Below are 19,603 nucleotides of genomic sequence, written 5' to 3' on the forward strand. Positions count from 1 at the left end.
AATGAGCCTCATGAAACATTTCGCCGCGGCCACTGCGACCATCGCCCTGACTGCAGGCGCGGCTTTGGCCGATCCGGCACTGATCTTCGACCTCGGAGGCAAATTCGACAAATCCTTCAACGAATCCGCCTATGAGGGCGCGCAGCGTTGGGCCAAGGAAACCGGCGGCTCTTATAAAGAGCTGGAGATGCAATCCGAAGCACAGCGTGAACAATTCGTACGTCGCATGGCCGAAACCGGTGCCAATCCGATCGTCGTCATGTCCTTTTCGAACATTGAGACGTTGAACACCGTCGCCCCGGATTTTCCCGACACCAAATTCGTGCTGATCGATGGCGTGGTCGAACAACCCAATGTGCGCTCTGTGATGTTTGCCGAACATGAGGGTTCATACCTTGTGGGGATGCTGGCGGCGATGGCATCCGAGTCCAACACTGTCGGCTTTATCGGCGGCATGGATATCCCGTTGATCCGCCAGTTCGGCTGCGGCTATGCGCAAGGCGTGAAGGCCGTGATACCCGATGCGACCGTCATCGCCAATATGACCGGCAACACCGGTGCGGCATGGAATGACCCGGTAAAGGGCGGCGAATTGGCGAAATCGCAGATCAGCCAAGGCGCGGATGTGATTTTTGCAGCAGCGGGCGGCACCGGCATGGGTGTTTTGCAAGCGGCAGCGGATGCTGACATCCTGTCCATCGGCGTTGACAGCAACCAAAATCACCTGCACCCCGGCAAGGTTCTGACATCCATGCTCAAGCGGGTTGATAACGCGGTTTATGAAGCCTTCAAGGCTGGTGACGCAGTGGAAACCGGCGCGGTCAATATGAACCTTGCGGCCCAAGGTGTCGGCTATGCGCTGGACGAAAACAACAAAGACCTGATCTCCGAGGACATGATGACCGCCGTGGATGCCGCCGCCGCCAAAATCGCATCGGGTGAGCTGATCGTCCACGACTACTACACCGACAATACCTGCCCCGCCGTTTCGTTCTAAGAATGGCAGCAGTGGAATCCTCGGGGCGGCAGGAAATTGCCGCCCCAGCTTCGGCCTCTCTCGCCATTGAGCTGCGCGGGATATCAAAGGCTTTCGGGCCGGTGCAGGCCAATAAGGACATCTCGATCCAGGTCGCAAAAGGGTCCATCCACGGTATTATCGGGGAAAACGGGGCCGGAAAATCGACTTTGATGTCAATCCTTTACGGCTTCTACAAGGCCGACGCCGGAGAAATTTATATCTCGGGCAATCTCACCCCCATCCCTGACAGCCAAAGCGCCATTCGCGCAGGTATCGGGATGGTGTTCCAGCACTTCAAACTGGTGCAAAATTTTACAGTTTTGGAAAATGTGATTTTGGGGGCCGAGGGCGGTGCGCTTTTGCGCGGGGCCATGGCTAAGGCGCGCAAATCGCTGGCCGATCTGGCGCGGGAATATGAGCTTGACGTCGATCCTGATGCCGTGGTCGAGGATCTTTCCGTTGGCCACCAACAGCGCGTGGAAATCCTCAAGGCGCTGTACCGCCAAGCCGATATTCTGATTCTGGATGAGCCTACAGGCGTGCTGACCCCTGCCGAGGCAGACCAGTTGTTTCGCATCCTCAACGGGTTGAGAGATCAGGGGAAAACCGTGATCCTGATCACCCACAAACTGCGCGAGATCATGGAGATCACCGACACGGTTTCCGTTATGCGCCGCGGCCAGATGACCGCCACCGTGAAAACCGCCGACACCTCACCGGAGGAGCTGGCAGAGCTGATGGTCGGGCGCAAGGTTTTACTTTCGGTCGAAAAGGCGCCCGCCACGCCCGGCGAGATGGTGTTGGAGGTGGAAGGCCTGCGGGTGCGCGATGATGCCGGTGTGGAACGCCTAAAAGGCGTGTCCCTGACCATCCGAGCCGGAGAGATTTTGGGTATTGCCGGTGTTGCGGGCAACGGCCAATCCGAGCTTCTGGAAGTTCTTGCCGGCATCGCGCGCGGCGAGGGCACCGTGCGGCTGAACGGGCAAGAGATCGCGCTCAATGCCACGGCCGATGGTCAATCCCGCCGCGCGCGTGGCATTGCCCATGTGCCCGAGGACCGGCAGCATCTGGGCCTGATCATGGATTTCTCTGCATGGGAAAACGTGGCCTTCGGCTATCACCACGCGCCGGAGTATCAACGCTCTGGCTTGCTGATGGACAATGATGCCATCCGCGCCGATACCGTCGACAAGATGGAGCGCTATGACGTGCGCCCGCCGATCCCGACACTGGCCTCAAAGAACTTTTCCGGCGGGAACCAGCAAAAGCTGGTCGTCGCCCGGGAGATGGACCGCAACCCCGAGTTGTTGCTTGTCGGGCAGCCGACGCGCGGGGTTGATATCGGCGCGATTGAATTCATCCACAAACAAATCGTCGCCCTGCGTGATGCCGGCAAAGCGGTGCTTTTGGTTTCGGTCGAGCTGGACGAGATCATGAGCCTGTCAGACCGGATCGCCGTGATGTTTGACGGGCGGATCATGGGGGAACGGGACCCGAAGATCACGAATGAACGCGAATTAGGCCTGTTGATGGCTGGGGTGGTAAAATGACCGCAATGCCGAAATGGGCCGATGCGATTTTGGTGCCGCTGATCAGCCTGCTGATTGCCTTCATCATCTCGGGCCTCGTTATCCTTGCGATTGGCGAGGACCCTGTCGCCGCGATGAAACTGATGGTCACGGGGGCGCTCGGCTCTACCTATGGCTGGGGATATACGCTGTATTACGCGACCAATTTCATCTTTACCGGCCTTGCTGTTTCGGTCGCATTTCAAGCAGGCTTGTTCAATATCGGCGGTGAGGGGCAAGCCACCCTTGGCGGGCTTGGCGTGGCGCTGGCCTGCCTTTTCATCCCTTGGCCGCATTGGTCGCTGGCGCTGATTGCGGCGGTTTTTGCCTCGGCACTGTTTGGCGCGGCTTGGGCGGCTATTCCGGCCTATTTGCAGGCCAAGCGCGGCAGCCATGTGGTGATTACCACCATCATGTTCAACTTCATCGCCTCGGCCCTTCTGGTCTATTTGTTGGTCAATGTGCTGCGGCCCGAGGGCGCGCTGGATAGCGCCTCGGCACGGTTTGGCGATGCGATGCGCCTACCGCGGCTGAACGACATTCTGGCGCTGGTAGGCATCCCCTTCAACAATCGCAACCCCGCCAATATCAGCCTGCTGATCGCGCTGGCATCATGTGTGGGTGTCTGGTTGCTGATGTGGCGTACGCGGCTCGGCTATCAGCTACGTGCCTTTGGGAAATCAGAAAAGGCCAGCGTTTACGCGGGGATAAACCCCGTTCGCATGACGATGTATGCCATGCTGATTTCCGGTGGCTTATCGGGGATGATGGCGATCAACACCGTGATGGGGGAGGCAGGCCGATTGCTCTTGAACTCGGTCGAGGGGGCCGGGTTCATCGGCATCGCCGTGGCCTTGATGGGGCGCAGTCACCCGGTCGGCGTGCTTTTGGCCGCGCTTTTGTTCGGGTTCCTCTATCAAGGCGGGGCAGAGCTTGCGCTTTGGACCAGCATCCCGCGAGAGCTGATTATCGTTATTCAGGCGCTGGTGATCCTGTTTACGGGGGCATTGGATGATATGGTGCGCCGTCCGGTGGCCGGTCTGTTTTTGTTGTTTCAAAAGGGGAAAGCGTGATGGATTTCGCAACCCTCATCCAGATTTTGGACAGCTCTATCCGGCTGGCAACACCTTTGCTGTTTGCCTGCCTTGCGGGCCTGTTTTCGGAACGCGCCGGTGTGTTTGACATCGGGCTAGAGGGCAAGATGCTTGCGGCGGCCTTTCTGTCAGGGTCGGTGGCGGCGGTGACCGGCTCGGTCTGGCTGGGCGTTCTGGCCGGTATCTTTGCCTCGCTTTTGATGGCGGGGATACACGGGCTGGCGGCGATCACCTTTCGCGGCAACCAGCTTATTTCCGGCGTTGCGATCAACTTTCTGGCCTCTGGCCTGACTGTTCTGCTGGGGCAGAATTGGTTTGGCCTAGGGGGGCGGACACCGGCGCTGACTGGCGATGCCCGTTTTGGCCCAATCACACTGCCTTTTGCCGATGTAATTGCACCGCTACCCTTCATCGGGCCAATCTATGCCGAGATGATCTCCGGCCACAGCGCGCTGGTCTATATTGCCATCGCCTGTGTGCCCGCCTCGGCTTGGCTGTTGTACCGTACGCGGTTCGGCCTGCGGCTGCGCGCCGTGGGGGAAAACCCGGCGGCGGTGGATACCGCAGGGGTGTCTGTCACCGGCATCCGCTATGCGGCGGTGGCGATTTGCGGTGTGCTTTGCGGTTTAGCGGGGGCCTATCTTGCGCTGGGGCTGGCGGCAGGCTTTGGCAAAGAGATGACGGCGGGGCGCGGTTATATCGCCTTGGCTGCGTTGATCTTTGCCAAATGGCGGCCGTGGTATGCCTTGGGTGCGACCCTGCTTTTCGGGTTTCTGGAGGCAGTCGGCAACCGTTTCCCAAGCATCGAGTTCGGCGTCATCACTTTGCCCGCGCAATTCATGCAAGCCCTGCCTTATGTGCTGACCGTGGTGATCCTTGCAGGCTTTATCGGCAAGGCCACCCCGCCCCGCGCCGGCGGAGAGCCCTATATCAAAGAGCGATGAACCCGCGATTGTATTTGCGTGGGCAAAAATCCGACACGCCGGATCAAAGCAACAATTCATTTGCACGGGGGTTTGACATCCCCCCCTAAGCAGCGCAATCCTTGGAAACTACTGACCCGCCCTTCGCCGCGCGCCCGTAACGCCGCCCCTGCCACCTCTGCCCGAGCATGATATGCAGCTTTACCTGCCAATCGCAGAACTATCCGTAAACGCTCTCGTCCTGTTTGGCTTGGGCGGGATTGTTGGGGTGTTGTCAGGTATGTTCGGGGTTGGCGGTGGTTTTATCATCACGCCATTGCTGTTTTTTATGGGTATCCCGCCGGCCGTTGCCGTGGCGACGGGGGCGAACCTTGTGGTTGCCTCCTCTGTCTCGGGGGTGTTGGCGCAGCTCAAACGCAAGGCCGTGGATTTCCGCATGGGGATGGTGCTGCTTGCCGGTGGTCTGGCGGGGTCTGCGCTTGGGATTTGGGTATTTGCATGGCTCACGACCTTGGGCCAGATCGACCTTTTTGTGCAGCTTTCCTATGTGCTGTTTTTGGGTCTGATCGGTGCCATGATGTTCAAGGAAAGCCTTGGCGCCTTGCTGCGCGCCCGCAAACCTAATGCCCCGATCCGGCGTTCCCACGTGCATTATTCGGTCCACAAGCTGCCGCTGAAGATGAAATTTCGGGCCTCAGGGCTGTATATTTCGGTCATTCCGCCCTTGGTGGCAGGGGCTGCGGTCGGGTTTTTATCGGCGATCATGGGCGTTGGCGGCGGTTTTATCATGGTGCCTGCCATGATTTACCTACTGGGTATGCCCACCAAGGTCGTCGTCGGCACCTCGCTGTTTCAGGTGCTTTTCGTGACCGCCTTTACCACCGTCATGCATGCCGTCACCAGCCAGACGGTTGATATGGTGCTGGCCCTGCTGCTGATCCTCGGCGGGGTTGTTGGCGCGCAGATCGGATCGCGGATCGGGTTGATGCTACGGGCTGAACAATTGCGCATTTTGCTGGCGCTGATGGTGCTGGCCGTGTGCCTGCGCATAGCTCTTGGCCTGCTTCTTACCCCGGATGAGCTATACTCCATCGCGCCGGGGAGGTTCCCATGAAGCTGCACGCGCTCTTGTGCCTGTTTGCGATGTCGCTGCCGTTGCAGGCCGCCGACGACCCCGTGGGTACCGGTGAGACGATCGTCGCCGGCCTAAGCCAGAACCTTGTGGCGATCACGGCCAATTTCACCGGCTCCGAGATTTTGATCTATGGCGCGGTACGGCGGGAGGTGCCTATTCCCAGCGGTTCGCCGTTGCAGGTGATTGCCACTGTCCAAGGCCCCTCTGGCCCGCTGACGGTGCGGCGCAAGGAGCGGCGGTTTGGCATCTGGATGAATGTGGATTCGGTGACCATCGGCCGTGCGCCCAGCTTTTATGCTATCGCCTCCTCTGCCCCGCTGTCCGAGGCCCTGTCAGCGACCGAGGATCTGCGCCATCAAATCACAATTCCCAGCGCGATCCGCGCTGTTGGCACCGCAGCCGAGGCCGCCGATGCGCCGGTATTTCTGGATGCGCTGATCCGGATACGCAAAGAGAACCTCGATTACAGCCTTGCCGAAAGCTCTGTCGATCTTTTGCAATCCACGCTGTTTCGCGCCGATGTTGCCCTGCCCGCCAATCTGGTTGAGGGGGAGTATAAGGTGCGTCTGTTCATCACCCGTGACGGCAATGTGGTCGACAAACACGAAGAGATTATCACCGTCAACAAAGACGGGTTTGAGCGCTGGATCCACAACCTCGCCCATGAACAACCGCTGATCTACGGGCTCTTGTCGCTGGTTCTGGCGGTTGCCGCGGGCTGGGGCGCCTCGGCGGCCTTCGGATTGCTGCGCCGCTAACCCCCCAATGCAAAACGGCGCGGAGGATCCCCCCGCGCCGTTTCTTGCTTTATCCCGTAAGGATCAGGCTTTCACTTCTGCCTGAAGCCCTTTTACGATCGCGTAGCATGCTGCCAAAAGCACGAAGGTGAACGGCAAGCCGGTGGAAACCGCCATGGCCTGCAAGGCCGCAAGACCGCCGCCCACAAGCAATGCTATCGCAACCAGCCCCTCAAACGACGCCCAAAAGATACGCTGTGGCAAGGGTGCATTCACTTTGCCCCCGGCTGCAATCGTATCGATCACAAGGCTGCCACTGTCAGAGGAAGTGACGAAGAACACGATCACAAGCACAATCCCGATGACCGAAGTAATCCCCGTCAGCGGCAGTTGGGTCAACATCTGGAACAGCTTCAGCTCAAGGGCTGCATCCTGCACGCCGGTAAACCCGTCGTTCACCAGTTGCGAAATCCCCGTACCCCCAAGCGCCGTCATCCACAGCACCGACAGAATGGTCGGCACGATCAACACGGCAATCAGGAACTCACGCACGGTCCGGCCACGGCTGACGCGGGCGATAAACATGCCAACGAAAGGTGACCAGCTGATCCACCAAGCCCAATAGAACGCCGTCCAGCCCGAGGTGAAGTTCGCATCCTCACGGCCGATCGGGTTGGAAAGTGCGGGCAGATATTGCAGGTAGGCACCAAGGTTACTGAAGAAGTCCTTGATGATCTGCATTGTCGGGCCAACGATGATGATGAACAGCAGCAAAATGGCTGCAAGGCCGATATTCAACTCTGACAGGATTTTCACCCCGCCATCAAGACCGCGAACAACAGAGCCAATTGCGATCAGCGTGATGAAGATGATCAGGAAGATCAGCATCCCGTTCGAGGTGCCAAAGCCAAAGAGGAAATCAAGCCCGGCTGCCGCTTGCTGCGCGCCAATCCCAAGGGACGTCGCAAGACCGAAGATGGTTGCAAAGACCGCAAGTACATCCACAAGGTGCCCCGGCCAGCCCCAAACCTTTTCCCCGAAGATCGGGTAAAAGCAGCTACGCAAGGTCAATGGAAGGCCCTTGTTATAGGCGAAAAGCGATAGGGCCAGTGCCACAACCGCATAGATCGCCCAAGGGTGCAGGCCCCAGTGGAAGATGGTCGCGGCCATGCCCAGACGGCGCGCGCCGTCGACATCGCCCGCAGCCCCGCCAAGCGGCGCCCAGTCGGTGCGCAGGCCATCCTCGCCGATGGTCACACCGCCGAATGCGCTGGAGTAATGCGACATCGGCTCTGATACACCGTAGAACATCAGGCCAATGCCCATGCCCGCCGCAAACAGCATCGCGAACCAACCTGCATAGCCGTAATCCGGCGTGGCCAGCGGACCACCCAAACGAACTTTACCCAAAGGCGATACGATCAAATAGAGGCACAGCAGCACAAACACATTGCCCGATGCGATGAAGAACCAGTCAAGATTGGTCGTCAGCGTATTGCGCAGCGAGGTGAATACCGGCTCCAGCTCTGTCTGAAAGATGATCGTGCACACGGTGAACAAGACGATCATAAGTGCCGAGAGCGGGAAGACCGGATTATGGATATCAAACGCGAAAAAGCGTTCACCGGCGACGTTATCCTGACCGATCTCAAAATCGGTTTCGATAATTTCAGTCACGCCTTCCGGTTCGGGAATGGGCTCAATTTCGGGAGTGTTGTCTGGGTCGTCTTGAACTGACGTCATCGCAACTTCCTTTTCTGTTAACGTTCCATCTGGCAGCTTGAACGGCCCACCCTGTTGCGTTCGGGCGAAATACGACTGCTCTTTTTCATTTTGCGGCCTTTTGCCACGGTTCGCTACAGAATTTAACCCCCAACGGCCTTTTCTTCGACCAATGGCCATTTGCGCCACATCGTAACGCCCCGCACGATATTAAGCACCATCAGCGCCGCCCACAGTCCGTGATTGCCCCAAAGCGGCACCAAAACCGCCAGCGCCACCCCGTAAGCGGCAACCGAAACCAGCATCGCCTGGCGCATTTCCCGCGTCAGGGTGGCACCGATAAAAATGCCGTCCAGCATCCAAGCCGCCACGCCCAGAACCGGTGCCAGCACCAGCCACGGCAAGAACTCGCGCGCTACAAGGCGTACTTCGGGGGCGGTGGTCATCACATCGATCAGGGCGGGACCGGTCACAAGATAGACCAGCGACAGCGCCAGAACCGATCCCACCCCCCATTGCGAACTGACCAATGAGGCCCGCCGCGCCGCCTTGACCGAGCGCGCGCCAACAGCCTGACCCACCAGCGCCTCGGCAGCAAAGGCAAAACCGTCAAGGAAAAACGCCGCAATCGTCAAGAACTGCATCAGCACCTGATTGGCGGCCAAGGTTACATCCCCAAGGCCCGCGCCAAGAAACAGAAAGCTGGTAAAGCTGATTTGCAACAAGATGGACCGGATCATGATATCGCCATTCACCGACGCCATATGCCGCAAGGCCGCGCTATCGCGAAGCCGCGCCATGGCGGGGGCGAGGGCGGCCCCAAAGGCGCTGCGGCACAGCCAAAGACCAAAGGTAAGGCCCGTCCATTCCGCAATCAGCGTGGCAATCGCCACCCCTTCAACGCCCCAACCAAGGCCAAGCACAAACCACAGGTCCAGCGCGATATTCACCCCGTTGATCCAGATCTGCAAGATCAGCACCGCCTTTGTGCGTTCGGTCGCGATCAGCCAGCCGGTCACGGCATAAAGCGCAATCGTGGCCGGCGCGCCCCAAATCCGCAGCTGCAGATAGCTTTGCGTCAGGCTTTCGACATCCATACTCCCGGGTGAAAGCCAAAGCGCGCCATGAAACAGCGGCCATTGCACAAGGATAAAGAACACCCCCGCCGCCCCGCCGATCATCAGCGCACGCAACAAGATCGCCGTCACCTCGGCGGTATTGCCCGCACCAAGCGCTTGTGAGGTCAGCCCCGTGGTGCCCATCCGCAAAAAGCCAAAGATCCAATAGACCGACGACAGGATGATCGCCCCCAGCCCCACTGCCCCGATAGGTGCCGCCAGCCCGATCTGCCCAACCACGGCCGTATCGACCGCCCCCAGCAATGGCACGGTGACATTCGCCAGCACAATCGGCACGGCAACCCGCATGACGCGGGCATGGGTTATCACCTGCATCCGCCTTGGACCTATGGTTCGTCAGCGCGCAACGGCATCAGGAAGTGCCCCGTTGCCTGCGCAAACAACCGGCTGCGATTGTCCTGCCACGCCTCTACATGCACCGAGGCATATCGCCGACCGGAACGATTAATCCGCGCGCGGGCGTAGGAATCCCGTGGCAACCCCGAACGCAGGTAGTCGACCGAGAAATCAATGGTTTTGGGCAGTGCCATCAACCCGCCGGCCGCAGGGTCCAAGGTGCCATCCTCCATCTGTTCCCACTGGGTTGACCAGCTCAGCTCGATAATCGCTGCGACTTCCAGAAAGGCGGCCGTAACACCACCATGAATGGCTGGCAGCGAGGGGTTGCCGATCAGCTTTTCGGAAAATGGCAGCACGGCTGTCAGCTCGTCTCCGCGGCGGTCAAACTGAATACCGAGGAACTGGATATAGGGCACGCCATCAACCAAACGGCCAAGGGCGGCATCGCGGCGTCCCTTGACGATTTGTACCGGCTCGGGCGTAGGTTTGCGGGTCATTTATTGTCTCCCTTCGCACGCTCGATCGTGAAGGCGCCGGTTGCGGTGGCCACGGGGCGGGATTTATCCTCATCCGTGGTGATGACCCGCACAAAGGCGACCGAGCGGGTGATGTGATAGCATTCCGCCCGCGCCGTAATCCGTTGGCCCGGCGTGGCGGGACGCATGTAGTCAATCCGCAGATCAATCGTCGCGGTGGACGCAGGCTGGCTGGGATGGCACATCACCGCCGCCCCCGAGGCCGTATCCATCAAGGCAGAAACCGCACCGCCGTGGATAACCCCCGTCGCCGGGTCCCCGATAAAACGGGCGTCATAGGGCATGGCAACCACCGCCACCCCGTCTTCCAGCGCCTCCAACACCATCCCCAGTGCTTTCAGATGCGGCAGCGCCTCGATGAAGTCGCGGACCTCTTGCTTGCTCTCAGTCATAATTGGCTTTTCCCTTGCTGCCTTACATGTTCCCCATTGTGGCACAAGCTGCAAGCCCGGTGATTGCAACACGCCCCGCTAAAGCCTAAACTTCGCCCTAGGGGGAATGCGTCAATGTCTGAGATCCAGCTGAGCTTCAAGGAAATGTGCGCCAGGTTTGATGTAACGCCGCGCACCTTGCGGTATTATGAGTATATCGAACTGCTCGCCCCCGAAAAGGAAGGCCGCGCCCGCTGGTACGGCCCGCGTGAGGTGGCACGGATGACCCTGATTCTGCGTGGCCGCCGCTTTGGCTTCAGCCTTGAGGAAATCCGCCAGTGGTTGATGATCTACCGCCAACAGGGCACCAAACCGCAGTTGGAGGCATGGGTCGCCCTTGCCGACCGTCAGTTGGCCGCCCTTGAGCGCCAACACGCCGAGCTTGACGTGACCATCGCAGACCTGCGCGCCCTGCGCGACACCGCCACATCAGAGATTTAGGCACCCAAAACCGGCTGACACCACGTCATTGTTGTCTTTGACGTCACGTTACGGTGACGCTTACGTCAATTCATCTGGTAACATATTCTCAACGCTGCCCATGTGACCTAAAGGAAGGAGGAATCGATCCTTTTAGGCAGATGAAAGAAGAATGATGACTGATACACCTATGACCATCCGCGAAATGTGCGATAAGTTCAATGTGACGCCCCGCGCCTTGCGCTTTTATGAGACGAAAGAGCTGATCTTTCCTACGCGCGAAGGCACCAAGCGTCTGTACACCCGCCGCGACTGCGTGCGCCTGGAGCTGCTCTTGCGTGGCAAACGGTTTGGCTTCAGTCTGGAAGATATCCGGCAATTGCTGGACATGTATGACCTTGAAGGATCAGAGCGCACGCAATTCATGCAAACCTATACGCTGGCCCAAGACCGTTTGGCCCAGATGGAACAGCAGCGCGAAGAGTTGACTGAAGCTATCGCAGAGCTGAAGAGCGAGCTTGCTGACAATGCAGAACAGTTCAAGGCCTATGCCACGGCTGACAAAAAATCCGCAGCTTAACCGCCATTACTTTAAGGGAGATTCCGATGCCCATCTTTAACGCCCCCGTTCAGGATATCCAGTTCGTGCTGCAAGACGTGCTGAAAGTCACCACGACAGGTGTCCCCGGATATGAGGATCTGGAGGCTGATTTCACCTCTGCTGTGCTGGAAGAGGCGGGCAAGGTGGCGCGTGATGTGCTGGCCCCGCTGAACGCCTCGGGCGATGCCGAGGGCTGCGTGTTGGAAAACGGTACCGTGCGGACGCCCAAGGGGTTTGACGCCGCCTTTGCCGCGATGAAGGATGGCGGCTGGACCGCGCTGGACTGTGATCCCGAATACGGCGGTCAGGGCCTGCCTTACTTGATGGGCACCGCAGTGGGGGAGATTTTCGTCTCCGCCAATATGGCCTTCAATATGTATCAAGGCCTGACCCACGGCGCCTATTCCGCGATCCACACCCATGGGACCGATGCGCAAAAGGCGATGTATCTGCCCAAGATGGTCAGCTGTGAATGGACCGGAACCATGAACCTGACCGAGCCGCATGCAGGCACCGATCTGGGCATGATGCGCACCAAGGCCGAACCACAAGACGACGGCTCTTATGCGATCACCGGCCAAAAGATCTTCATCTCGGCGGGCGAACATGATCTGGCCGATAACATCATCCATCTGGTACTGGCCAAAGCCCCCGGCGGCGGCGAAAGCACAAAGGGCATCAGCCTGTTCATCGTGCCAAAGTTTCTGGTCAATGAGGATGGCTCTCTTGGCGAACGCAACGGCGTCACGGTTGGATCCATCGAGCATAAGATGGGCATTCACGGCAATGCCACCTGTGTGATGAATTACGACGGGGCAAAAGGCTGGCTTTTGGGCGATTTGCACAAGGGTATGAAGGCCATGTTCACCATGATGAACGAGGCGCGTCTGGGTGTGGGCCTGCAGGGCTATGCCGTGGCTGAGGCGGCCTATCAGAACGCGGTGGTCTATGCCCGTGAGCGGCTTCAGGGCCGTGATGTGACGGGTACGAAAAACCCCGATGGGGCCGCCGATCCGCTGATCGTGCATCCCGATATCCGCCGCGCCCTGATGGACCAGAAATCCTTTGTCGAAGGGGCGCGCGCCTTTACCTTCTGGGGGGCGCATCTGATTGACCGTTCGGTGCGCATGGGGGATGCCGAGGCCGAGGGGCTGATCTCGCTGATGACCCCGGTCATCAAAGGGTTCCAGACCGACAAGGGTTTTGAGATGGCGGTACAGGCCCAGCAAATCTGGGGCGGTCACGGCTATATCGAGGAAAACGGCATGAGCCAGTTTGTCCGCGATGCCCGTATTGCCCAGATCTATGAAGGCGCGAACGGCATTCAGGCGCTGGACCTTGTCGGCCGCAAACTGGCGCAGGACGGTGGCAAACATGTCATGGCCTTCTTTGAGATTATTAAAACTTTCATCAAAGAGCATCAAGACGATGCGCAGATGAAACCTTTCACCGATCCGCTGAAGGCGGCCTCCAAGGATTTGCAGGCGGCGGCGATGTATTTCATGCAAAACGGCGTCAAGAATCCCAATAACGCCTTGGCCGGATCCTATGATTTCATGCATATGATGGGCCATGTCTGCCTTGGCCTGATGTGGGCGCGGATGGGTAAGGCCGCACTTGACGGGCTTGCGGCTGGCAGCGGCGACAAGGCGTTTCTGGAAACCAAAATCGCCACGGGGCGTTACTATATGGCCCGCCATTTGCCCGCCACCGGCATGCATCTGGCCCGTATCGAAAGCGGCGCCGATCCTGTGATGGCGCTGGCGGCGGATGCGTTCTAGGGTAAGATACCGCGAAACAGGCGGTGGACCACTTGGCCCGCCCCAGATCTCGTAATTGCCGGAGACCATAATGCCCAAACGCTTTCGCCTCACCCGCCGCTTTCCCTGCGCCATGACCGAGGACGGTTACCGCCGCCTGCGGAAATTCGCGAATGAGGCGGGGCTGGATGAGGGCGAGGCGCTGTCGTTTTTATTCGAAAATTTCACCTCGGTGATCGATGAGGACAACCTGACCCACCGTTTACGGCTGTTCAACTCAGAGCTGGAAGCGCGTAAGAAGTAGCGCACCACCTGATCCACCCAATACGGGCAGTCGGAAAGCCTCCGCCTTGCCAATCAACAGGAGCCGGACGTCATGAATGCCAAACTCTATTGTTTCGGGGAAAGCGGGCCCGCCTATAAGGCCGCGCTCGCCCTCACATTTGCAGATATGGACTGGGAGCCGGTTTACGTCGACTTTTTCAACGGTGAATCCCGCACCCCCGAGTTTCGCGAGATCAACGAAATGGGCGAAGTGCCGGTATTGGTGGACGGGGATGTGACGCTGACCCAATCGGGTGTTATCCTCGATTATATCAGCTCCAAAACCGGCAAGCTGGGCGGGCGCTCGGCCGCGGAACGGCGCGAGATTTTGCGCTGGATGTTCTGGGACAATCACAAATTATCCGGCGTCATTGGCTCCACCCGGTTTTTGCTAAACTTCATACCGCCTGAAAAGCGCCCCGAGGCGGTGATCTCCTTTCAGCAAGCGCGGTTAAAATCGGCATATGCCGTGCTTGACAAGCACCTTGGCGGGGCCGCCTGGATGGTCGGGGATCAGGTTACAATTGCCGATCTGTCGTGCTGTGGCTTTTTCTATTACCCGGAACCCTTCGGCTTTGACCGCAAGGACTGGCCGCATATCGACCGCTGGCTGGACCGGATCGCCGCCCTGCCCGGCTGGAAGGCACCCTATGACCTGATGCCCGGCAACCCGTCGGATCGGGCCTAAGACCTCTCTTATCTGGCCGCACCGTTTCGATGCAGCCTTTCGACCATTCGGAGATAAAACATGACCGAAGCTTATATCTATGACGCAATCCGCACCCCCCGTGGGAAGGGCCGCAAAGATGGCAGCCTGCATGAGGTGACATCGGTGGCACTCTCGGCCAATATCCTGAACGCGGTCAAATCCCGCAACGGGCTGGAGGGCCACGCGGTCGAGGATGTGATCTGGGGCAATGTGACCCAAGTGGGCGAACAGGGCGGCTGTCTCGCGCGCTCGGCGGTGCTGGCGTCCGATCTGGACCAGAGCATCCCCGGCCTTGCGATCAACCGGTTTTGTGCCTCGGGGATGGAGGCCGTGAACCTTGCCGCCAACCAGATCAAGGGCGGTGCGGGTCAGGCCTATATCGCCGGCGGGGTAGAGATGATGGGCCGTGTTGCAATGGGCTCTGACGGGGCGGCGATTGCCGTGGACCCGAGCCTTGCGATGAAAACCTATTTCGTGCCGCAAGGGATTTCCGCCGATATCATCGCCACCGAATACGGCTTTACCCGTGAGGCGGCCGATGCCCTGGCGGTAGAAAGCCAGCGGCGCGCGGTGCAGGCGTGGAAAGAGGGGCGGTTCGATAAATCCATCGTGGCCGTGACCGACCAGAACGGGCTGATCATTCTTGACCAAGATGAATATATGCGCCCCGGCACCGATATGGCCACGCTGTCGGCCCTTAAGCCCGCCTTCAAGGATATGGGTGAGGTGATGCCCGGTTTCGACAAGATCGCGATGATGAAATACCCGCATCTGGAGCGGGTGAACCATATCCACCATGCGGGCAACTCCTCAGGGATCGTGGATGGTGCGGCGGCGGTCTTGATCGGCAATGCCGAGTTTGGCCGCGCGCATGGCCTCAAACCCCGCGCCCGCATTCGTGCCACCGCCAAGATCGGCACCGATCCGACGATCATGCTGACGGGGCCGGTGCCCGTGACCCAAAAGATCCTTGCCGATCACGGGATGACCATCGGTGATATTGATCTGTTCGAGGTGAATGAGGCCTTTGCCGCCGTGGTCCTGCGGTTCCAGCAGGCGTTTGATGTGGATCCGGGTGTGGTTAACGTCAACGGCGGCTCCATCGCCATGGGGCACCCGCTGGGGGCGACCGGCGCGATCATCATCGGCACCCTTTTGGATGAGCTGGAGCGTCAGGACAAACAGGTCGGGCTTGCCACGCTGTGCATCGCCTCCGGCATGGGGGCCGCCACGATTATCGAGCGGGTCTAAGCCTTGCTCTGCAGCAATATTCCTGAAAGAAGGACCCTTGAAATGACCGATTTCACCTATGCCGTTGATGCGGATGCTGTGGCCACCATCACATGGGACACTGTTGGAAAATCCATGAATGTCATGACGCAAGAGGCGTTTATGACATTGAATGATATGGTCGATACCGCCCTTGCCGATGCGAATGTGAAGGGCATCATCATCACCAGCGCGAAAAAGGATTTCGCCGGCGGGATGGACCTGAACGCCATCGCCAAGATGAAGGAAGACGGTGGCGACAACCCTGCCAAGGCGGTGTTTGAGGGCGTGATGGGCATGCATACCATCCTGCGCAAGATTGAACGCGCGGGCATGGACCCCAAGACCCTCAAGGGTGGCAAGCCGATTGTGGCCGCCCTGCCCGGCACGGCGCTTGGCATCGGGCTGGAGCTGCCGCTGGCCTGTCACCGCATCATTGCCGCCGATAACCCCAAGGCCAAGATCGGCCTGCCCGAGATCATGGTCGGCATTTTCCCCGGCGCGGGCGGCACCACGCGGCTTGTGCGCAAGATGGGCGCGATGATGGCCGCACCGTTCTTGCTTGAGGGGAAGCTCTCGACCCCCAAAGCGGCCAAGGCGGCTAGCATCGTCGATGAGGTCGTCGCCCCAGAGGATCTTTTGACCCGCGCCAAGGAATGGGTACTGGGGGCCAAGGATGCCGATCTGGTGAAACCATGGGATGCCAAGGGCTATAAGATGCCCGGCGGCGCGCCCTATCACCCGGCGGGGTTCATGACCTTTGTCGGGGCCTCGGCGATGGTGCATGGTAAAACCATGGGGGTCTACCCCGCCGCCAAGGCGCTGCTCTCGGCGGTTTATGAGGGCGCACTGGTGCCCTTTGACACCGCGCTAAAGATCGAGGCGCGCTGGTTCACCAATGTGCTAATGAACCCCTCGTCCTCCGCGATGATCCGCAGCCTGTTCATCAACAAAGAGGCGCTGGAAAAAGGCGCAAACCGCCCGGCCGAACCGGATCAGAGGGTGCAAAAAGTCGGCATTATCGGTGCGGGCATGATGGGGGCGGGGATCGCCTATGTCTCGGCCAATGCGGGGATCGAGGTGGTGCTGATCGACGCCGCCCAAGAGGCCGCCGATCGCGGAAAATCCTATTCCGAGGGCATCCTCGACAAGGGGATCTCGCGCAAAAAGGTGACCGAGGCGAAAAAGGCCGAGGTTCTGGCCCGCATCACCGCCACCACCGATTATGCCGCCCTTGCCGGGTGTGATCTGATCGTAGAGGCGGTGTTTGAGGACATGAAGGTCAAGGCCGAGGTCACCAAAAAGGTCGAGGCGGTCGTGGGCGCGGATTGCATCTTTGCCACCAATACCTCCACCCTGCCGATCACCGATCTGGCCCATGCCAGCGCGCGGCCGGAGCAATTCATCGGCATCCACTTCTTTTCGCCCGTCGACAAGATGCTGCTGGTGGAGATCATTCGCGGCAAGGCCACCGGCGACCGCGCGGTTGCCAAGGCGCTGGATTTCGTACGCCAAATCCGCAAGACCCCGATTGTCGTCAATGACGCGCGCTTCTTTTATGCCAACCGCTGCATCATCCCCTATATCAACGAGGGCATCCGCATGGTTGCCGAAGGGGTCGAACCGGTTTTGGTTGAAAACGCCGCGAAACTGGTCGGCATGCCTTTGGGGCCGCTGCAACTGGTGGATGAAACCTCGATTGATCTGGGTGTAAAAATCGCCAAGGCGACCAAACTTGCCATGGGCGATGCCTATCCTGATGGTGCGGTGGATACGGTGCTGTTTGCCATGGCCAATGAGGGGCGCTTGGGCAAAAAGGCGGGTGCGGGCTTTTACGCCTATGACGAAAAGGGCAAGCGGGCCGGCCTTTGGGATGGCTTGGCCACCGCCTATCCCGTGGCCGATGCACAGCCAGAGCTAACCGAGGTCCAGCACCGTTTGCTGATGGCACAAGTGCTTGAGGCCGTGCGCGCGTTGGAAGACGGCGTGCTGATGGATATCCGCGAGGGCGATGTCGGTGCTATTCTGGGCTGGGGGTTTGCACCGTGGTCCGGTGGGCCGCTGTCTTGGCTCGACATGATCGGCGCGGCCCGCGCGGTGGCGATTTGCGATGATCTGACCGCACGCTTTGGCGATCGCTTCAAGGCGCCTGCCTTGCTGCGTGATATGGCGGCGAAGGGGGAGAGTTTCTATACCCGTTTCGCGCCAAAGAAACACGCGGCCTGATGCCAACACAAGGGCGCGCAACCTACCCCGCGCGCCCTAACGCATCCTCAAATCCATACCCGAAACGGGCGATATCCTCGGCACAATAATAGGCCAGAAGGGCGGCGTCGGCATCGGAATAATACCGCCGCCAATCGCGCGCCCGCTGTGATGCATTTCCACACGCCAGCGGGGTCAGCGAAAATCCCAGATGTGCCTCAAAGAGCGCGATATCTTGGTCCAGATGCTCCAACCGCAGGTATAGGCGGCAATGTTCTTGGCCCTTGGCATCGCGCATATAGACGCTTGCGGGCCAGTTTCGAAAACAGCGCAGGTTTGAGGATGGTTCAGTAACACAATAAAATCAATAACTTGCGCCAAGTCAACCGCCGGATGCTCAAAGCTTTGCGCTTGCAGCCAATGGTAATAACTTACCGCCCTGTCTCAAGGGGTGCGCACAAGGGCCAGGGTGAAAAGCCCGGCCAGCTCTTGTGCTGTGACCACCCCCCTCCATATCTGCCAAGGTTGCATGTTTCCACATCCGCCCCTTAGACGAGAGCCCTTTCAGCCGCCCCCTGCGCCGCCGTGCCTTGGGCGTGTCGCCGATCAGGAAATCATCCTTCATCGCGCGGTCTTCCAGCGCCATGGTCAGTGCCGTACCGCCCGTTTTGGGGATATGCACAAAGACATACCCCCGTCCACGCGAAATGATCACGGTCGCACGCCCGAAACCATTGCTAGACCTGATTTGGCAACGGTTTGCCTTCGAAAAACGCATGCAGGTTTTCGACGGCCATCAAGCCCATTGCCTCTCGTACCTCAAGGGCGGCGGTGCCAAGATGCGGCAGCAGGGTCACGTTTTCCATCAACATCAAGGCAGGCGCGACCACCGGCTCATGCTCATAGACATCAAGACCCGCACCCGCGATAACCTCATTTTGCAAGGCATCGATCAAAGCGGCCTCATCGACGATATCCCCGCGCGCGATATTGATCAGGAACGCATGCGGCTTCATCTGGGACAGCGCCTCTGCATTGATCAGATGCCGCGTTTCCGGCCCGCCGGGCACCGCAATGACCACGAAATCTGCCGCCAGCGCCTCTTCCATATCCACCTGCTCGGAAGGCATGCCGGGGTTGGCCACGGGGGAACGGTTGAAGAACCGCACCTGCATGCCAAAACCGTAATGCGCACGTTTGGCAATGGCCTTGCCGATGCGCCCCATGCCGATCACGCCAATGCTTTTGCCCGACATATGCGCGCCCAGTAATTGCGTGGGGTGCCAGCCCTCCCAAAGGCCGGCGCGTACCATCCGCTCGGCCTCTCCGGCGCGGCGGGCCGTCATCAGCATCAAAGTCAGCGCGATATCGGCGGTGGCATCGGTCACCGCACCGGGGGTATTGGTAACCACCACCCCTGCCCGCTTGGCAGCAGCAACATCAATATGATTATAGCCCACACCGAAATTCGCCAACAGCCTGCAACGGGGCGCGTGGTTTTCATCAAAAACCTGCGCATTATAGGGGTCGCCCAAAGTGGCCAGCACGGCATCATATTGATGCAGGCTGTCAACGCAGGCCTGATGCGTCATCGGCGTCACATCCTCACGGATCGTCAGTGAGAAATAGCGCAGCGCTTCGGCCACGACCTTGCCGGGCATGGGGCGGGTTAT

The 19,603-nt window shown here is 59.3% G+C and carries 18 protein-coding genes and 1 pseudogene; 13 read left to right on the forward strand and 6 right to left on the reverse strand.

What is annotated here, in order from left to right; genetic code table 11:
• Position 1: 1 nt before the first annotated feature.
• From EOK75_RS15430 to EOK75_RS15455, 6 genes are all read left to right on the forward strand, one after another.
• Positions 2 to 997: a BMP family lipoprotein gene (locus tag EOK75_RS15430; RefSeq protein WP_137194966.1), complete on the forward strand. Its 996-nt coding sequence runs from the start codon at positions 2 to 4 to the stop codon at positions 995 to 997.
• Between the two features lie 2 nt (positions 998 to 999).
• Positions 1,000 to 2,568, forward strand: coding sequence for an ABC transporter ATP-binding protein (locus EOK75_RS15435; RefSeq protein WP_137194967.1), 1,569 nt, complete (start codon positions 1,000 to 1,002; stop codon positions 2,566 to 2,568).
• Entirely contained in the window at positions 2,565 to 3,659 is a 1,095-nt protein-coding gene (locus tag EOK75_RS15440) for an ABC transporter permease (RefSeq protein ID WP_137194968.1), read from the forward strand. The genes EOK75_RS15435 and EOK75_RS15440 overlap by 4 nt, the downstream gene beginning before the upstream one ends.
• The gene (locus tag EOK75_RS15445; protein ID WP_168199263.1) at positions 3,659 to 4,624 is read left to right on the forward strand and encodes an ABC transporter permease; all 966 of its coding nucleotides are present in this window, start codon (positions 3,659 to 3,661) and stop codon (positions 4,622 to 4,624) included. The genes EOK75_RS15440 and EOK75_RS15445 overlap by 1 nt, the downstream gene beginning before the upstream one ends.
• A 172-nt stretch (positions 4,625 to 4,796) precedes the next feature.
• A complete protein-coding gene (locus EOK75_RS15450; protein ID WP_137194970.1) occupies positions 4,797 to 5,717 on the forward strand; it encodes a sulfite exporter TauE/SafE family protein in 921 nt (306 codons plus the stop codon).
• Positions 5,714 to 6,496, forward strand: coding sequence for a TIGR02186 family protein (locus EOK75_RS15455; RefSeq protein WP_420821951.1), 783 nt, complete (start codon positions 5,714 to 5,716; stop codon positions 6,494 to 6,496). The genes EOK75_RS15450 and EOK75_RS15455 overlap by 4 nt, the downstream gene beginning before the upstream one ends.
• A gap of 63 nt (positions 6,497 to 6,559) precedes the next feature.
• Here EOK75_RS15455 and EOK75_RS15460 read toward each other — a convergent pair whose 3' ends face one another.
• The 4 genes from EOK75_RS15460 to EOK75_RS15475 all read right to left on the reverse strand — a co-directional run bounded on the left by EOK75_RS15460 (position 6,560) and on the right by EOK75_RS15475 (position 10,603).
• Positions 6,560 to 8,218 carry a BCCT family transporter gene (locus EOK75_RS15460; RefSeq protein WP_137194971.1) on the reverse strand — a complete coding sequence of 553 codons (1,659 nt, stop codon included), beginning with the start codon at positions 8,216 to 8,218 and terminating at the stop codon, positions 6,560 to 6,562.
• Positions 8,219 to 8,340: 122 nt separating this feature from the next.
• Positions 8,341 to 9,651 carry an MATE family efflux transporter gene (locus tag EOK75_RS15465; protein WP_137194972.1) on the reverse strand — a complete coding sequence of 437 codons (1,311 nt, stop codon included), beginning with the start codon at positions 9,649 to 9,651 and terminating at the stop codon, positions 8,341 to 8,343.
• An 11-nt stretch (positions 9,652 to 9,662) separates the two neighbouring features.
• Positions 9,663 to 10,172, reverse strand: coding sequence for a PaaI family thioesterase (locus EOK75_RS15470; protein ID WP_137194973.1), 510 nt, complete (start codon positions 10,170 to 10,172; stop codon positions 9,663 to 9,665).
• Positions 10,169 to 10,603, reverse strand: a complete 435-nt coding sequence (locus EOK75_RS15475) for a PaaI family thioesterase (RefSeq protein ID WP_137194974.1) — start codon at positions 10,601 to 10,603, stop codon at positions 10,169 to 10,171. Before EOK75_RS15475 ends, EOK75_RS15470 begins: the two co-directional genes overlap by 4 nt.
• Positions 10,604 to 10,717: 114 nt before the next feature.
• Here EOK75_RS15475 and EOK75_RS15480 point away from each other — a divergent pair, with 114 nt between their 5' ends.
• The 7 genes from EOK75_RS15480 to EOK75_RS15510 all read left to right on the forward strand — a co-directional run bounded on the left by EOK75_RS15480 (position 10,718) and on the right by EOK75_RS15510 (position 17,951).
• The gene (locus EOK75_RS15480; protein ID WP_137194975.1) at positions 10,718 to 11,083 is read left to right on the forward strand and encodes a MerR family transcriptional regulator; all 366 of its coding nucleotides are present in this window, start codon (positions 10,718 to 10,720) and stop codon (positions 11,081 to 11,083) included.
• A gap of 154 nt (positions 11,084 to 11,237) precedes the next feature.
• Positions 11,238 to 11,642, forward strand: a complete 405-nt coding sequence (locus EOK75_RS15485; protein WP_137194976.1) for a MerR family transcriptional regulator — start codon at positions 11,238 to 11,240, stop codon at positions 11,640 to 11,642.
• A 26-nt stretch (positions 11,643 to 11,668) separates the two neighbouring features.
• The gene (locus EOK75_RS15490; RefSeq protein WP_137194977.1) at positions 11,669 to 13,444 is read left to right on the forward strand and encodes an acyl-CoA dehydrogenase C-terminal domain-containing protein; all 1,776 of its coding nucleotides are present in this window, start codon (positions 11,669 to 11,671) and stop codon (positions 13,442 to 13,444) included.
• A gap of 70 nt (positions 13,445 to 13,514) precedes the next feature.
• A complete protein-coding gene (locus EOK75_RS15495; protein WP_050525563.1) occupies positions 13,515 to 13,727 on the forward strand; it encodes a hypothetical protein in 213 nt (70 codons plus the stop codon).
• A gap of 72 nt (positions 13,728 to 13,799) precedes the next feature.
• Positions 13,800 to 14,435 carry a glutathione S-transferase family protein gene (locus EOK75_RS15500; RefSeq protein WP_137194978.1) on the forward strand — a complete coding sequence of 212 codons (636 nt, stop codon included), beginning with the start codon at positions 13,800 to 13,802 and terminating at the stop codon, positions 14,433 to 14,435.
• Between the two features lie 60 nt (positions 14,436 to 14,495).
• Positions 14,496 to 15,707: an acetyl-CoA C-acetyltransferase gene (locus EOK75_RS15505; RefSeq protein WP_137194979.1), complete on the forward strand. Its 1,212-nt coding sequence runs from the start codon at positions 14,496 to 14,498 to the stop codon at positions 15,705 to 15,707.
• Positions 15,708 to 15,749: 42 nt separating this feature from the next.
• Entirely contained in the window at positions 15,750 to 17,951 is a 2,202-nt protein-coding gene (locus EOK75_RS15510; protein ID WP_137194980.1) for a 3-hydroxyacyl-CoA dehydrogenase NAD-binding domain-containing protein, read from the forward strand.
• 22 nt (positions 17,952 to 17,973) lie between these two features.
• Here the strand turns inward: EOK75_RS15510 and EOK75_RS15515 are convergent.
• Both EOK75_RS15515 and EOK75_RS15520 read right to left on the reverse strand, forming a co-directional pair.
• A pseudogene (locus tag EOK75_RS15515) lies at positions 17,974 to 18,645 on the reverse strand (sulfotransferase family 2 domain-containing protein).
• Between the two features lie 22 nt (positions 18,646 to 18,667).
• Positions 18,668 to 19,591 carry a 2-hydroxyacid dehydrogenase gene (locus EOK75_RS15520; protein ID WP_137195819.1) on the reverse strand — a complete coding sequence of 308 codons (924 nt, stop codon included), beginning with the start codon at positions 19,589 to 19,591 and terminating at the stop codon, positions 18,668 to 18,670.
• Positions 19,592 to 19,603: the final 12 nt, after the last annotated feature.

The sequence above is a fragment of the Pseudorhodobacter turbinis genome (genome assembly GCF_005234135.1).
Classification (GTDB): Bacteria; Pseudomonadota; Alphaproteobacteria; order Rhodobacterales; family Rhodobacteraceae; genus Pseudorhodobacter; species Pseudorhodobacter turbinis.

Bases quoted from the DNA above. Each gene is read 5' to 3' on its own strand.
- EOK75_RS15490 (WP_137194977.1), top strand. From the start codon at position 11,669: ATGCCCATCTTTAACGCCCCCGTTCAGGATATCCAGTTCGTGCTGCAA.
- EOK75_RS15435 (WP_137194967.1), top strand. From the start codon at position 1,000: ATGGCAGCAGTGGAATCCTCGGGGCGGCAGGAAATTGCCGCCCCAGCT.
- EOK75_RS15430 (WP_137194966.1), top strand. From the start codon at position 2: ATGAGCCTCATGAAACATTTCGCCGCGGCCACTGCGACCATCGCCCTG.
- EOK75_RS15510 (WP_137194980.1), top strand. From the start codon at position 15,750: ATGACCGATTTCACCTATGCCGTTGATGCGGATGCTGTGGCCACCATC.
- EOK75_RS15440 (WP_137194968.1), top strand. From the start codon at position 2,565: ATGACCGCAATGCCGAAATGGGCCGATGCGATTTTGGTGCCGCTGATC.
- EOK75_RS15485 (WP_137194976.1), top strand. From the start codon at position 11,238: ATGACTGATACACCTATGACCATCCGCGAAATGTGCGATAAGTTCAAT.
- EOK75_RS15455 (WP_420821951.1), top strand. From the start codon at position 5,714: ATGAAGCTGCACGCGCTCTTGTGCCTGTTTGCGATGTCGCTGCCGTTG.
- EOK75_RS15475 (WP_137194974.1), bottom strand. From the start codon at position 10,603: ATGACTGAGAGCAAGCAAGAGGTCCGCGACTTCATCGAGGCGCTGCCG.
- EOK75_RS15505 (WP_137194979.1), top strand. From the start codon at position 14,496: ATGACCGAAGCTTATATCTATGACGCAATCCGCACCCCCCGTGGGAAG.
- EOK75_RS15500 (WP_137194978.1), top strand. From the start codon at position 13,800: ATGAATGCCAAACTCTATTGTTTCGGGGAAAGCGGGCCCGCCTATAAG.
- EOK75_RS15480 (WP_137194975.1), top strand. From the start codon at position 10,718: ATGTCTGAGATCCAGCTGAGCTTCAAGGAAATGTGCGCCAGGTTTGAT.
- EOK75_RS15495 (WP_050525563.1), top strand. From the start codon at position 13,515: ATGCCCAAACGCTTTCGCCTCACCCGCCGCTTTCCCTGCGCCATGACC.
- EOK75_RS15465 (WP_137194972.1), bottom strand. From the start codon at position 9,651: ATGCAGGTGATAACCCATGCCCGCGTCATGCGGGTTGCCGTGCCGATT.
- EOK75_RS15445 (WP_168199263.1), top strand. From the start codon at position 3,659: ATGGATTTCGCAACCCTCATCCAGATTTTGGACAGCTCTATCCGGCTG.
- EOK75_RS15520 (WP_137195819.1), bottom strand. From the start codon at position 19,591: ATGCCCGGCAAGGTCGTGGCCGAAGCGCTGCGCTATTTCTCACTGACG.
- EOK75_RS15450 (WP_137194970.1), top strand. From the start codon at position 4,797: ATGCAGCTTTACCTGCCAATCGCAGAACTATCCGTAAACGCTCTCGTC.
- EOK75_RS15470 (WP_137194973.1), bottom strand. From the start codon at position 10,172: ATGACCCGCAAACCTACGCCCGAGCCGGTACAAATCGTCAAGGGACGC.
- EOK75_RS15460 (WP_137194971.1), bottom strand. From the start codon at position 8,218: ATGACGTCAGTTCAAGACGACCCAGACAACACTCCCGAAATTGAGCCC.